The organism is Rhodococcus sp. WB9 (assembly GCF_007558985.1).
In the GTDB taxonomy this organism is placed as follows: domain Bacteria; phylum Actinomycetota; class Actinomycetes; order Mycobacteriales; family Mycobacteriaceae; genus Rhodococcus_F; species Rhodococcus_F opacus.
The window spans coordinates 4,626,692-4,640,110 of the sequence record NZ_CP041769.1; the positions used below are offsets into that span (position 1 = coordinate 4,626,692).

The window sequence follows — 13,419 nt, forward strand, 5'->3', positions numbered from 1 at the left end:
GGAAAGGCACCAGCGCGGACTTTTCCGCAGAACGCCGATCCGGACAGGTACTGTCCACGAGGTCGCCATCAGACGGCGGCAACATTGACATGAACAGCTCCTTCTCCTCGCGTGAACCCCACGCTAGGAGGGCGGAAACAACATGTCAATGCACGCTGACTTATTTACGTGGGCGAAACACGATTTCACCCCGTGGTGGGCTAACCGGACTCACGCGGACCGGACTCGGCGGGAACCGGGAACCGGGAACACACAATCTGCGGCGCTGTGCCCGGGCCGGTGACGTAGCCCGGGAACAATTTGTGCTTCTCCACGAGCACATCACGCGCGGTTCCGGTCGCATCGACCGAATAGATCCGGAACCGGCGATACTCTCGGCGAGTTGACTGACGCTGCATTCGTCACGGGCGGCGAGAAGGCGGAGAATTTTGCGGCGTACCGGGTCCGCGATCGCATCGAACGCTTTTTGCCCAGACCTTCGTTCCTCCATCCCCATCTCGGTACCAAGAGAGCCTAGCGAGACCACAGGCGAGACGGGGGGTCGACTGCGATTGTCCTCACGCCTCACACCCGCTGTTCTTCTGGCACATCAGGTGATGGCTCCGACCGTGCGATAGCGGTGTCGCAGAGTGCAAAGGAAGCTGTCGCTGAGCGTCAAACATCTCGCCTCGCAAGCGCCTACCGTTCGAGTACGCCGGAATCCCCGGATGGTTCAGGGGACCTCCTGGACTGATTGACGATCTGTGCTGGAGGTTGCGCAGCGATGCCACGTGAAATCCGCATCACCGACAACGCACCACGGTTCGATAGGTGGTCGACCACCTTTCCTGAGGACGTGACGGAGGTGCTGTTCGCCCACTTCGGGGTGCAGGCAGCGAATCTGGAACAGGCGAACGCGGCGATCGACGACATGGTGGGGATGTTCGACAACGATCCGCGGCCCACGGTTTTCCAGCGAGGCCACTTCATCGATACCTCCGCATACGCCAACGCCACACTGAAGGCGTACTGGTTCTGTCCGGACGACTATCACCGGTGGGCGGCACAGGAGAGCGTCGAAATGTTCTGGGCGTCGCGGCTGTCGACCGGGCCGGTCGGCTGTTACCGCGAGACCGCGGTGATTCCCCGGGACCGGGCCACCGCCAAGTACATCAACTGCCACAACCGCACTGGGTTCTTGACCATCCTCGACCACGTCCCCGTGGGCGCCGCGGTCTAACCGAAGGAGACACCGGTTCATGTCTACATTGCCCCCACCCGACTCCGCACGCCTGGCCGCGCTGGACCAGCATTTCCGGTTCGGCCTGTCCGCTGCGGATCTCGAGGAATTCGCCCCTGCGGTCGAGGCCTCCCTCGATGCCTCGACCGCCGTCGAGCGCCTCTACCGGCGTTCCGCCCCGACGACGCCGCAGCGAGAGTGGGTCCCGCCCACCCCGGAGCGCAACCAACTCGGCGCGTGGTACGTCACCACAATGCTTACCGGCGCATCGGAAGGCCCGCTGACCGGCAAGACGGTGGCGGTCAAGGACAACGTCGCCGTCGCCGGCGTGCCGATGATGAACGGATCGAGGACGGTGGAGGGTTTCGTCCCTAGCCACGACGCGACAGTGGTGCACCGTCTGCTCGATGCCGGAGCGACGATCGCCGGCAAGTCCGTGTGTGAGGACCTGTGTTTCTCCGGGGCGAGCTTCACGTCGCAGCCGGGACCGGTCCGTAACCCGTGGGACCCCACACGCAATGCCGGTGGGTCCTCCAGCGGCAGTGGAGCACTCGTCGCCAGCGGCGAAGTCGATCTGGCGGTCGGTGGCGATCAGGGCGGCTCCATCCGGATCCCGGCGGCGTTCTGCGGCATCGTAGGGCACAAGCCGACACATGGGCTGGTGCCCTACACCGGAGCGTTCCCCATCGAGCGAACCATCGATCATCTCGGCCCGATCACCCGCACCGTTGCCGATGCGGCCCTCATGCTGGGTGTGTTGGCCGGCCCCGACGGGGCCGACCCCCGACAGCCCACCGTGATCGAGGCCGTGGACTACGTGTCCGCGATCGCCGACCCGGCCGCAGGGCTGCGGGTCGGTGTCGTGACCGAAGGCTTCGGCACACCTGGGTCCGATCCGGACGTCGACGCGGCCGTGCGGGCGGCGGTCGATGTCCTGCGCGGCGCCGGACTCGCGGCAGAGGAGGTGTCGATTCCCTGGCATCTCGACGCCATGCACGTATGGAACGTGATCGCCACCGAGGGCGCCGCGTACCAGATGCTCGACGGCAACGCCTACGGGATGAACACCGACGGCTTCTACGACCCGGAATTGGTCGCGCACTTCGCCGCCCAGCGCCTCGACCGCGGCCACGAGCTGTCCAAGACCGTCAAGTTGGTCGGGTTGTCGGGCCGGTACACCTTCGAGGTCGGCGGCGGCAAGTACTACGCCATGGCCCGCCAACTCGCGCCAGAGTTGCGCGCCGCCTACGACGCCGCGTTGAACCGCTACGACGTACTGGTCATGCCCACCGTCCCCTACACCGCCCAACAGATCCCCCCGGCCGATGCCAGTCTGGGCGACTACCTGCACGTTGCGCTGTCGATGGTGGGCAACACCGCCCCCTTCGACGTCACCGGGCACCCGGCGTGCTCGGTCCCTGCCGGCCTGGTCGGCGGCCTGCCAACCGGCCTGATGATCGTCGGCAAGCGATTCGACGACGCCACGGTTCTGCGCGTGGCACACACCTATGAACAGGCGGTCGGCGCGTTCCCCGCGCCACCGGCCGCCGCGACCGCAAGGAGTTTCGCATGAACGGAGTATTCGACCTCGGGGGCACGGACGGGCTCGGCCCGGTGGTGACAGAGGACGACGAACCGGTCTTCCGCGCCGAATGGGAGAAGATCGCGTTCTCCCTGTTCGCCAGCTGCTTCCGTGCCGGATTGTTCAACATCGACAGTTTCCGGCACGGCATCGAGCAGATGGACCCGGCCGAGTACCTGCTGTCCAACTACTACGAGCACTGGGCGCACGTCGCCGAGCACTCCGGGGAGAAGGCCGGCGTCATCGACCCGGCCGAACTCGACCGGCTGACCCGGTTCTACATGGACAACCCGGACGCCCCCCTGCCGCAGCGGGAGGACCCCGAGCTGCTCGCCTTCGTCGACGCCGCCGTCACCGGCGGGGCACCGGCCGCCCGGGAATCGGACAAGGTCGCGGTGTTCTCGGTCGGTGACACCGTCACCGTCGCCGCCGACAGCCCGACGGGCCACACCCGCCGGGCCCGCTACGTCCGTGGCCGCACCGGTGTGATCACCGGCGCGCACGGCACCTTCATCTATCCCGACAGCGCCGGCAACGGCGGCCCCGACGCCCCCGAACACCTCTACACCGTGCGCTTTACCGCCCGTGAACTGTGGGGCGAGGAGACCGGTGATCCCAACAGCGTCGTCTACTTCGATGTCTGGGAGCCATACCTGACCCTCGTCACCACCGAAACCAAGGAGTGAACATGGCCGCAACCGACACCCGTCTGCGCTCGCAGGAGGAGATCACCGCCCGGGTCAAGGCCCTCGAAGCGGTGCTGATCGAGAAGGGCGTCCTGACCACCGCCGCGGTGGACCGGCTGGCCGAGGTCTACGAGAACGAGGTCGGGCCGCAACTCGGCGCCAAGGTCGTGGCACGGGCATGGTCCGACCCCGAGTTCAAGTCCCGCCTTCTCGCCGACGCCACCGCTGCATGCAGCGAACTGGGCATCGGTGGCCTGCAGGGCGAGGACATGACCGTCGTCGAGAACACCGACACCGTGCACAACGTGATCGTGTGCACCCTATGCTCCTGCTACCCGTGGCCGGTACTCGGCCTGCCGCCCAACTGGTACAAGGCACCGCCATTCCGGGCGCGCATCGTGCGCGAGCCCCGCAAGCTCCTCGCCGAGGACTTCGGATTCACGGTGCCGGACTCGGTGGAGATCCGGGTGTGGGACTCGAGCTCGGAGCTTCGGTACTGGGTGCTGCCGCAGCGCCCGGCCGGCACCGACGGACTGAGTGTCGAGCAGCTCGCGGCATTGGTGACCCGGGACTCGATGATCGGCGTCGGCCCCGTCGCCGCCCCAGCCTCATGAGTGCCCCGCTACACCAGGACACCGCCGAACTCGACGCGGCTCGGCGCCGCATCGAGGACCTGGTCTGCGGTCTGCCCGACGCGGGTGATCTGCCGTTCGAGCAGCCCTGGGAGTTGCGGGCCTTCGCGATGGCCGTGGCTGCCTACGACAATGGGCACTACGCCTGGTCCGAATTCCAGCTCTCGCTGGTCGAGTCGATCAGGCGATGGGAAAACGGCCGAGGTTCCGAACCGTGGAGCTACTACGAACACTGGCTCGTAGCGCTCGAGGCCGTGCTCGCTGACAAAGGTGCACTCTCGGACAACGCGCTCGATGAACGGACGAGAACAGTACTGGCCACACCTCGCAACGCCAACCACCACGAGGCACACCGGGAACCGGTCGCGATTGCACCCGCGCTGACCAGCTAACCCACACTGCCGGTCGAGCAGCCTCGACAATCGCGGTTCGGCCCGCGCCGATCAAACATCGGCGCGGGCCGAACCGGCCTCGAACCAGTCCTGCCTATCGATTCTTCTTGGCAAGCAACTACTTTCCATCCCACTGGTGGCGATTTTCGCGGTCCATCGTCATGGTCGGATCTATCCGTCTGGGGCCCGTTGCGGAGATCTGACATGCCGTTTTGTTGCAAGACGCTGTCGTCGCTCTTCGCGGTCTTCTACTGCGCCCCACCGCTTGCCGGCCGATTTGAAGGGATTGTCAGCAGAATCGCCGCGGCACGGGCGGAAATACGGTCATCGGACCTGGTCGCACCGTCGACGGATACACACCACCACGACAGCTGGTACGCCGAGGATCACGCCGGCAGAGCGACCTCGCACAGATAGCTCAGGACCAATACCCCGTCCCGTCAGAAGCCTCGAATCAATCACCATCGACGGCCGTACCGTGGACCCCGCGGACGCAGGCTTGGCGAATCGCTCGAGTTTGATGACCAACTGTCGGTCTGATCCACTCGGCGGACTTCCCGCTGCACCGCAACGCGTGCCCTCCGGGCCTGGCGACCCACCCCACTGGGCCCTGATGAAGGAGTTCCCGCGCCATGCGCATCTCGTTCCGGCAGACTGCCGCCGTTCTCTCCGCGGCGTCCGTGCTGCTCGTCTCCGGTTGCTCGTCGGCCGGCGACTCCCCCGCCACCGAGGAGACCGCCGCCTCGAATTCCCCAGCTACCCGATGACCGTGGAGAACTGCGGGCACACGGTCACCGTGGACGCCCCGCCCCGGCGGGCGGTGTCGCTCAATCAGGGCTCCACCGAGATCCTGCTGTCCCTCGGTCTCGCGGACCGCCTGGTGGGAACCGCCACCTGGACCGACCCCGTCCGCGACAACCTGGCCGCCGACAACGCGAAGGTTCCGCGGCTCGCCGACAACAAGCCGTCGTTCGAGGTGGTACTCGATACCGAACCCGATTTCGTGACGGCATCGTTCGGCGGCACCCTCGGGCCGGGCGGTGTGGCCGATCGCGACCAGTTCGACCGACTGGGTGTCCCCAGCTACCTGTCGCCGACCGATTGCGAAGGCAAGACGGACGAGAGCGTCGACGCCGACGGGGCGCGGACCTAACCGCTGCGCATCGACACGGTCTACGAGCAGATCCGCGAACTCGCCGCCATCTTCGACGTCCGCGACCGCGGTGAGCAGTTCGTCGCGGAATTGCGGCAGCGGTTCGACGCCGCCTCGCGTGAGGTCGAGGCCTCCGGGGTGTCGCTGGCGTACTGGTTCGCCGACACCGAGACCCCGTACATGGCGGGCTGCTGCGGATCCTCGGGCATCATCACCAACTCGGTGGGCGCGCAGAACATTTTCTCCGACACCACAACGAGTGGCCGCAGGTGAGTTGGGAGAGCGTGCTCGACCGTGACCCCACCGCCCTCGTCCTGGCCGACCTCAGCCGCCGGAGCATCGACGGCGACGCTCTCGACAGCAAGATCGCGTTCCACGAGTCGAACCCGGTGACACAGCGGCTCACCGCAGTCCGGGACAAGCGGTACATCGTCGTGAACGGTGCCGACATGAATCCGTCGACCCGCACCGTCGACGGTGTGGAGAAGACGGCGGCCGCACTGAAACAGTGGGGTCTGGCGAACTGACCTTGGCGGCAACACGGTTCGACTCCAGGTCGCTGCTCGTCGCGCTCCTCCTCGGCGGTGTTCTGGTGCTCGCGGCGTCGATCGCGGTCGTCATCACCCTCGGCCCGGCGAGCCTGTCGGTGGGCGACGTGTACGCGGTGGTCCTCGAGCACTTCGGTCTGGGCAGTTCGGGGGTGAGCAGGATCAAGGACGGCATCCTGTGGGAGTTGCGCCTGCCGCGGACCCTCCTCGCGGCGGTGTGCGGCGCCGGGCTGGCGTTGTGCGGAGCGATTATGCAGTCGCTGCTGCGCAATCCGCTCGCCGACCCGTTCGTGCTCGGCATCTCGTCGGGCGCGTCCACCGGGGCGGTGCTCGTCGTCGTCCTCGGTCTCGGCGCCGGGGCGGTGTCGTTGTCGGCGGGTGCCTTCGCGGGGGGGCGGTGATCTCGTTTGCCCTGGTGATGCTGCTGGCGACCGGTGCAGGCGGCGGCACGTCGCGGGTGGTGCTCGCGGGAGTGGTGGGCACGCAACTCTTCTCCGCGTTGACGTCGTTCATCGTGATCTCGTCCGCCGACGCCGAGCAGACCCGCGGGGTGCTGTTCTGGCTGCTCGGTTCGCTGTCCGGGGTCGACTGGGCGGACGTGGCGCTCTGCGGGGCCGTCACCGCGATCGGCATCGGCGTCTGTCTCCTCACGTCCTCGGCGCTGGATGCCTTCACGTTCGGGAACACCGCGGCCGCCTCACTCGGAGTGTCCGTGCGGTGGATCCGCCTGCTGCTGCTCACCGTGACGGCGTGTCAGCGCGGCAGGCGCGATCGGGTTCGTGGGGCTGGTCCTGCCGCACGCCGCACGGTTTCTCGTCGGCCCTCGGCACAGCCGACTGCTGCCCACCACCGCCGTCGTCGGCGCGATCTTCATGGTGTGGGTGGACGCGATCGCCCGCACGGTGTTCGCGCCCCAGGAAGTTCCGGTCGGCGTCGTCACCGCCCTCATCGGTGTCCCGGCCTTCGCCGTCATTCTCTTCCGCATGAGGACGAGCCCATGACGCTGCGCGCCGCGAACCTCGGCTGGAGCCGCGGCGGACACCTCGTGCTCGACGGGGTGTCCGTCGACCCCGCAGCCGGCGAGACCATCGGACTTCTCGGCCCCAACGGGTCGGGCAAGTCCTCGCTGCTGCGACTGCTCAGCGGGATCGGCGAGCCCCACACCGGCAGGGTCCTCCTCGACGACACCGACATCAGGAACCTCCGGCGACGGCAGATCGCCCGCCGGGTGGCGATGGTCCCGCCGACGTGATCACCGAGGCCCTCGTCGAGCAGGTGTACCGGGTGCGGGCGGGGGTCGCCGTCGATCCCGTCACCGGCTACCCCACCGTCACGCACCGGCCGCGGTCTTCGCGGCACCTCTCGCTCCGCTGACGCCGTTTCCCCTTCCCTACGAACGGGACGCTGAACACCTGAGTAGTTCGGATCTCGCTCCCTCGGCGCGCTCGCGGCCGGACTGACGGGCTCCCTCGTTGACTGTCGCTTATCGTCGAACCATCTGTCGCTCGCAGTCAAATGCACACGCGCACAGGACGGTAGCTTCTGATCTATCCGAGTTGCCGAACGTTTTCGGCAAGCCCCAACTCGATGAATCAGGAGTCCTCATGGAATCTGCAATCAGCAGCCACCTCACATGCCCACGGACGTTGACCCGGCGTGTGCCCGACGACTACCAACCTCCATTTCCTATGTGGGTAGGACGTGCTGACGAGAGCTTGCAGCAGGTAGTCATGGCCTACTTTGGCGTGCAGTTCCGCGACGACGAACAGCGCCCGGCCGCACTCGCGGCCATGCGCGAGATCGTGGCCAGCTTCGATCTGGACGACGGCCCACTGCACTACGACCTGACCAATCATGCGGACAATCAGGGCTACGAGAATCTGATGATCGTGGGATACTGGAAAGACACTGCTTCCCATAACCGTTGGCTTCAAGGACCGGCCGTGGCCGACTGGTGGCAATCGGACGAACGGCTGTCCGAGGGCCTTGGCTATTTCCGTGAGATCGTGGCCCCGCGGGCCGAGCAGTTCGAAACGCTGTACGCCTTCCAGGACCGCCTCCCCGGTGTCGGTGCCGTCATGGACGGCACCAGCGGCGAGATCAACGAACATGGGTACTGGGGTTCAATGCGTGAACGTTTCCCGATTTCCCAGACCGACTGGATGCAGCCCTCGGGCGAACTGCGGGTGATCAGCGGCGATCCTGCCGCAGGTGGCCGCGTGGTGGTCAAGGGCCACGACAACATCGCCCTGATTCGCTCCGGACAGGATTGGAAGGATGCCGAATCCGAGGAACGTTCCCTGTATCTCGACGAAATTCTCCCAACTTTGCAGCAGGGCATGGATTTTCTTCGCGACAACGGCAACTCGTTAGGCTGCTACAGCAATAGGTTCGTGCGCAACATCGACCTGGACGGGAACTTCCTCGATCTGAGCTACAACATCGGCCACTGGAGTTCGCTCGACAAACTCGAGCGCTGGGCAGAATCCCATCCCACCCACCTGCGCATCTTCACCACCTTTTTCCGCGTCGCCGCCGGCCTGTCAAAACTGCGGCTCTATCACGAGGTCTCGGTGTTCGACGCCCACGACCAGCTGTACGAGTACATCAACTGCCACCCCCAGACCGGCATGCTGCGCGACGCCCAACCGGTTGAGGGCTAAGACTGCTGGACGCGCCTCCGGTCGTTCATCCTCCTGGGTCGCTGGAACGATGGATGCGGTGTCGATCGGCGGTAAACGGTCGACACCGCGGCAAGGCTTTGCTTTCCGGAACACGTACGATATGTTGACCTCTGTTGACATATTAGCTTTTGGGTTGCAGGGAAGCGTGGTCCAGAGGGCAGTGACTACTCAGCGAAACGAAGAGTTGGCGTTTGCAGTGCTGGCCGATCAGGTTCGGCGTCAGATCTTGGACACACTCGCCTCGCATGGGGAGTGCAGCGCCGGCTTCATCAGCGACCAGATTTCGACAGTGGGACGCACCACGGTGTCTACGCATTTGAGAGCGCTGCGCTTATCCGGTGTCGTGCTCGAGCGGCGCCAGGGACGGCATCGCCTGTATTCGATCGACCCGATGGGGCCGGCCAACGATGCTCTGCAGTTCCTTCGTGGTCTGCTCGAACGCGCCCTGGGAGCGAAGACCAGTGACTCTCCGATGTCGCCGGCGGTCGATCCGGACGGCGGCTCCGTACGTCGCCGGGCATGAGTCGACCCGCGACCTCTATATCAGGTGGGAAAGCACGTGCCGGTTTCTCTGTGACCGCCCAGATCGCCGTCCCCGAACCGCCTGCGAGGGCTTTTGAAAGGTTCGAGGCGGGACAGCTGCTCGAGCTCGAATGTGATCACCTCGTGGTCGGGGCGGCGATGTCGATCTCGTTGCCGGTCAGCGACGGAGCACAGATGGGCTTTGCGGGATCGCCGATCACCTTGTTAGGCCATGTCGCCGGTGTCAAGCGCGATCGTTCGGTTCTGATTGTCCACCATCAGCCATGGCGCGGGCGACTCGTGGTTCGGTTTTTTCCTGACGGAGTCGGATCCCGGATCGTTGTCGAGTCGAGTCTGGATCAAGATGGCTTGATTTGGCTCGCGCACAAGCGCGGGTATGTACCACCGGAACCGCCGCGTGCTGATCGGCACCGGATCGGACTGCTCGTGAGCAAGTCGGGCTCGGTGGCGGTCTTCGCCCAGGCAACCGAGTCGCTGGCAACGCTTGCGGTCGAGGAAGTCAACGCCGACGGCGGTATCGGTGGGGTCCTTGTGGACCTGGTCGTGGGTGACGACGCGTCCGATTCGGCCGCCGGTGCCGCTGCAGCGATGCGGTTGATGCGCAGCGGTTGCCGCGTGGTGTTCGCGTGCGTGACCTCCGCGACGTTCAACGCGGCCGCATCTGCATTGCACGGTACGGGCGTGCTACTGGTCCACACGGTCCTCAACGAAGGCGGCCGGCCGAGCCCCGGTGTCGTCCGACTCGGGGAACGACCGCTTGCGCAGGTCCGCGCGGGGGTGCCTGTCTTGATGGCAGAGACAGGTGGCCGTAACTGGTTTTTCGTGGGCCAGCGTTATTCGTGGTCATACGGGGCGCATTGGGCCGGACGGCGCGTGGTCGCCGAAGCCGGTGGCTCGGTCCTCGGCGAGACCTACCAAATTCTGGGGACCACGGACTTTACGCAAGTCGTCGACACTATCGAACGCTCGGGTGCCGAGTTGATCCTGTCCTCACTTGTCGGACACGACGAGGTGTTCTTCGAACGGCAGTGCTCCCAGCACGGATTGCGGTCCACCACTCGCACATTCGCACTCGTACTCGATGAGGCCACCCAGCAATTCATCGGCAACTCCGATGCCGACGGGGTATGGGCCGCGTTCGGCTACTTCCAAGGGTTCGGAGACAACACCGACCTCGAGACGCGTTATCGCGCAAGTGCAAAAGGGATCCTGCCGCCCCTGAGTTCATTGTCGGAGACGACCTACGAAGCGATCCTGGCGTACGCTCGCGCCGCAACGATCGCCTCCCCCGACGACCGGGTTTCGATACGCCGACAGCTCCTCGCGCACAACGAATTCGATACGGCCTCCCCTAGAACCATGCACCGGCCGATCCTGCTGGCGGAGTCCCGCGGCGGACGCCTGCACCCACGCACCAGCTAAAGGCGTATTTATACCCGCACTATTATTCTCCCTCGGCCGTCGACGACAGAGAGAGGTGTCGTGAACCTGTCCCGACAACCGATCGCGATCGCCCCGGACGCAACGGTCCTGCTCGCCTCCACCGATCTGACCGATACCCGCTCCCTGCCACCGGACACCACCCTCTGGCTGCGCACCAACCAATAGGACCGTCACGCAACCTCTCCGTCGAAGAACTTGGCGGGCACAGACAACCCAGCACCGGACCAACGCGGAACCGCAGTGAACCCTCACCCTTGGCAACACCCATCCCCCGACCGGCCCCATCACTGCGTGGCAGCGCCTTTCAATCTTCTGGCATACACACCTGCAGTGCGGCGAGTCTCGCGTCGATGGGGTCGGACTTGCCACGGCGCCGTGTCTGACGACGGGACACTCGACCTCGACGATGGTCCGTCCGGCACCGGTCAACGCGCGAGCCAGGCCGATTCCGTAGCTGCGGGTGCCTTCGAGTCCGACCACGACGCGGGGCCGGGGGCGTGCTCGGCGATCCACGCGAGGACATCGGAGAAGCCGGATCCGTTGTTGGGGATGGTCAAAGTCGCGATCGTCGCGCCGTTCGGTGCAAGAGCCGAGGCGGCACCGGCCCGAGTGGAACCACCCAGCGGCATATCTGTGACGGGTCACGTGCCCCGGTACCCGCTTCCGTGGCGTAGTCGTCGACCACCTCATCGAGAACCCAAGCCGAGTGAGCGCCGCTGCCCGGACCCGGACCCGCGCCACCGGGACGATCGGGCCACGGTTGTCCTTCGATGCGGCGGGCATGGGCATGATTGTGGCATTCCACCCCCAGTGGTGTCGCCCGCAGAGACCCCGCCGGATGGTGTGTAGAGGGAGTTCGGTTGGAGAACCCGCGGATACGAAACAGAAACCACGGACGCACGAGGACGGATCCACGACAGCGAACTGATCGTGCTGTACCGCTTCGGTGAGACGACCGTCAGCGACTCCCCTCCGCTGATCCGCCGCTGCGGTTGAAGTGACAGATCTGCACTTGGATACTCACGACGCTCTCAGCGCTCGTCGAAATTGTCCAGCACGGTCAGTGCGGCCCACAATCCATCCGCCGCCAACGAGATGGACTGCAACGCACCGGATGAGGGTTGATGCCGTTGGACTGTCTCCCCGAAGGACTCGAGGCGCGAGCGGGCATCAGGCAGAGCGGTATGCACGACGTGAAGATAGGGCTCTCGATGGTGGGCGGGGTCCCATGTGAGCTTGTCGAATGCGGCGGAAAACGCTTCGATCAGCCCTGCTGCTTCGCACCGAAGCTGTTCGGGATCTTCCAACCGATGGTCCGAGGCGGTGAGTGCCTCGACTGCGATCTCCAGCACTGACACCTGCAGCAATGTGTCGTCGAGAATCGTAGCTATCGGCTGGTACACCCGAGATCCGCCGACTCTGGCCCAGCCGACGCTGCGCATGTTGCCTCGCAAGCTTTCCCGACCCTCGCTCAGCGCGGCGCCGGCGCCGGTCGACTTGTGCAGATCCCACACCCGTTGCCGCCCTCGATCACTGTCGTGGTGCCCGGACCGTAGTCCGTGGGCAAGATCGGCGAGCAGGGCGGAGAGTTCCTCGGCACGTTGCAGAATCAGATCACGCGCCGTGGAGAGCCTGTCGGGAGGCAGGACGAGAGCGTTGACCGCCACACCGACCAGCACACCCACTGTGACATCTAGGACACGATGAAACACCAGGGCGGGATTTGTTGCCGTGCCGTACAGCAACACCAGCAGCGCGGTGATCGCCACCCACATTCCGTCCGGTGCCAACCACCGGCTGCGGCCGAGGATCGTACCGACTGCGACCGCACCTGCGATGGCGGCGAGTTCGGGCAAGGTTCGTGCCGCCAGCGCGGCCACAAGCACACCGAGCACTACGACCGTGACCTGACGTGCGGCAGCGGTGACCGAGCTGCGGACCGTGGTGCCGATGATGAACAGGGCGGCGTAGGGCGCGAGGAAGGCCTCGGGACTCTGCAGCACTCGATCGGCCACCCACCACGCGATAAGCACTGCCACAGTGCACTTGACGGCCGACACCAAGCCCGGCGGCTGGAGGACACTGCGCAACCACCTAGCCCAGCCGCCCGCACTTGGTCGCTTCGTCTGAATATCGGTCTGCGCGGAAAGAAACCATCTCATGTCGAACACTCAGCAGGTTCAGAAGTCATCGGCTCGGTGTCACTCATTTCGGTTCGGTCCTGCGCGGCAGACGTGCCACTCGTGATTACGGGCGACCTGGCAGACTCGTTTGGCGTGCGTTTCGTGCCGCGCCCGGTCCCGGCCACGCGCCCTCTCCGGGGAGAGGAACGACGACTCGACCTCCCGGCAGGACCCCACGATGCGCCACATCTCCGCGATGACGGTCGGTGGGTCTGGTCCGCGGCGAGTCCTTGCGCCGGAGACTGGACACATGCTCGGCGCACAACACAACCAACATAAGATCCCAATCGGTCTACTCTTGCTTGGTCAGGTGCCCAGCCAGAGCCGTCGACGGGCGACGAGCGACGTCCGATC

13 protein-coding genes and 3 pseudogenes are annotated in these 13,419 nt (G+C 65.5%); 14 read left to right on the forward strand and 2 right to left on the reverse strand.

The features are described 5' to 3' along the window. Window positions 1-763: 763 nt before the first annotated feature. The 14 genes and pseudogenes from FND50_RS21410 (at window position 764) to FND50_RS37010 (ending at window position 11,047) form a co-directional block, all read left to right on the forward strand. Window positions 764-1,219 carry a phenylacetaldoxime dehydratase family protein gene (locus tag FND50_RS21410; protein ID WP_144287029.1) on the forward strand — a complete coding sequence of 152 codons (456 nt, stop codon included), beginning with the start codon at window positions 764-766 and terminating at the stop codon, window positions 1,217-1,219. A gap of 19 nt (window positions 1,220-1,238) precedes the next feature. Next, the gene (locus FND50_RS21415) at window positions 1,239-2,792 is read left to right on the forward strand and encodes an amidase (RefSeq protein WP_144287030.1); all 1,554 of its coding nucleotides are present in this window, start codon (window positions 1,239-1,241) and stop codon (window positions 2,790-2,792) included. Beyond that, the gene (gene nthB, locus FND50_RS21420; RefSeq protein WP_144287031.1) at window positions 2,789-3,487 is read left to right on the forward strand and encodes a nitrile hydratase subunit beta; all 699 of its coding nucleotides are present in this window, start codon (window positions 2,789-2,791) and stop codon (window positions 3,485-3,487) included. The genes FND50_RS21415 and nthB overlap by 4 nt, the downstream gene beginning before the upstream one ends. Window positions 3,488-3,489: 2 nt before the next feature. Then, on the forward strand, window positions 3,490-4,101 hold the full coding sequence (gene nthA / locus FND50_RS21425) for a nitrile hydratase subunit alpha (protein WP_144287032.1): 612 nt from the start codon (window positions 3,490-3,492) through the stop codon (window positions 4,099-4,101). Continuing rightward, the gene (locus FND50_RS21430) at window positions 4,098-4,511 is read left to right on the forward strand and encodes a nitrile hydratase accessory protein (RefSeq protein WP_144287033.1); all 414 of its coding nucleotides are present in this window, start codon (window positions 4,098-4,100) and stop codon (window positions 4,509-4,511) included. The genes nthA and FND50_RS21430 overlap by 4 nt, the downstream gene beginning before the upstream one ends. A gap of 632 nt (window positions 4,512-5,143) precedes the next feature. Beyond that, on the forward strand, window positions 5,144-5,278 hold the full coding sequence (locus FND50_RS37850; RefSeq protein ID WP_397492265.1) for a hypothetical protein: 135 nt from the start codon (window positions 5,144-5,146) through the stop codon (window positions 5,276-5,278). Next, window positions 5,278-6,191: pseudogene (locus FND50_RS21435) on the forward strand (ABC transporter substrate-binding protein); the annotation flags it as partial. The gene FND50_RS37850 and the pseudogene FND50_RS21435, both read left to right, overlap by 1 nt. Before the next feature lie 2 nt (window positions 6,192-6,193). Then, window positions 6,194-7,213: pseudogene (locus FND50_RS37620) on the forward strand (FecCD family ABC transporter permease). Next, a pseudogene (locus FND50_RS21445) lies at window positions 7,210-7,452 on the forward strand (ATP-binding cassette domain-containing protein); the annotation flags it as partial. The pseudogenes FND50_RS37620 and FND50_RS21445, both read left to right, overlap by 4 nt. A gap of 8 nt (window positions 7,453-7,460) precedes the next feature. After that, window positions 7,461-7,586, forward strand: a complete 126-nt coding sequence (locus tag FND50_RS37005; RefSeq protein ID WP_260850599.1) for a hypothetical protein — start codon at window positions 7,461-7,463, stop codon at window positions 7,584-7,586. A 230-nt stretch (window positions 7,587-7,816) separates the two neighbouring features. Continuing rightward, complete coding sequence (locus FND50_RS21450; protein WP_144287035.1) at window positions 7,817-8,875, forward strand: phenylacetaldoxime dehydratase family protein; 1,059 nt, start codon at window positions 7,817-7,819, stop codon at window positions 8,873-8,875. A gap of 49 nt (window positions 8,876-8,924) precedes the next feature. Beyond that, window positions 8,925-9,419 (forward strand): helix-turn-helix transcriptional regulator, encoded by a 495-nt coding sequence (locus FND50_RS21455; RefSeq protein ID WP_260850600.1) that lies wholly within the window; start codon window positions 8,925-8,927, stop codon window positions 9,417-9,419. After that, a complete protein-coding gene (locus FND50_RS21460) occupies window positions 9,416-10,861 on the forward strand; it encodes an ABC transporter substrate-binding protein (RefSeq protein WP_144287036.1) in 1,446 nt (481 codons plus the stop codon). The genes FND50_RS21455 and FND50_RS21460 overlap by 4 nt, the downstream gene beginning before the upstream one ends. 60 nt (window positions 10,862-10,921) lie before the next feature. Next, window positions 10,922-11,047, forward strand: coding sequence for a hypothetical protein (locus FND50_RS37010; protein WP_260850602.1), 126 nt, complete (start codon window positions 10,922-10,924; stop codon window positions 11,045-11,047). A gap of 260 nt (window positions 11,048-11,307) precedes the next feature. On the opposite strand, the gene FND50_RS37015 is transcribed toward FND50_RS37010, so the two are convergent. Together FND50_RS37015 and FND50_RS21465 are read right to left on the reverse strand one after the other, a co-directional pair. Continuing rightward, window positions 11,308-11,439 carry a hypothetical protein gene (locus FND50_RS37015; RefSeq protein ID WP_260850603.1) on the reverse strand — a complete coding sequence of 44 codons (132 nt, stop codon included), beginning with the start codon at window positions 11,437-11,439 and terminating at the stop codon, window positions 11,308-11,310. Between the two features lie 474 nt (window positions 11,440-11,913). Next, entirely contained in the window at window positions 11,914-12,897 is a 984-nt protein-coding gene (locus FND50_RS21465) for an FUSC family protein (RefSeq protein WP_260850604.1), read from the reverse strand. Between the last annotated feature and the right edge of the window lie 522 nt (window positions 12,898-13,419).

What these genes read in the sequence shown, in the direction of transcription:
- FND50_RS21410 (WP_144287029.1), top strand. Translation starts at nt 764, where the DNA reads ATGCCACGTGAAATCCGCATCACCGACAACGCACCACGGTTCGATAGG.
- FND50_RS21415 (WP_144287030.1), top strand. Translation starts at nt 1,239, where the DNA reads ATGTCTACATTGCCCCCACCCGACTCCGCACGCCTGGCCGCGCTGGAC.
- nthB (WP_144287031.1), top strand. Translation starts at nt 2,789, where the DNA reads ATGAACGGAGTATTCGACCTCGGGGGCACGGACGGGCTCGGCCCGGTG.
- nthA (WP_144287032.1), top strand. Translation starts at nt 3,490, where the DNA reads ATGGCCGCAACCGACACCCGTCTGCGCTCGCAGGAGGAGATCACCGCC.
- FND50_RS21430 (WP_144287033.1), top strand. Translation starts at nt 4,098, where the DNA reads ATGAGTGCCCCGCTACACCAGGACACCGCCGAACTCGACGCGGCTCGG.
- FND50_RS37850 (WP_397492265.1), top strand. Translation starts at nt 5,144, where the DNA reads ATGCGCATCTCGTTCCGGCAGACTGCCGCCGTTCTCTCCGCGGCGTCC.
- FND50_RS21450 (WP_144287035.1), top strand. Translation starts at nt 7,817, where the DNA reads ATGGAATCTGCAATCAGCAGCCACCTCACATGCCCACGGACGTTGACC.
- FND50_RS21455 (WP_260850600.1), top strand. Translation starts at nt 8,925, where the DNA reads ATGGATGCGGTGTCGATCGGCGGTAAACGGTCGACACCGCGGCAAGGC.
- FND50_RS21460 (WP_144287036.1), top strand. Translation starts at nt 9,416, where the DNA reads ATGAGTCGACCCGCGACCTCTATATCAGGTGGGAAAGCACGTGCCGGT.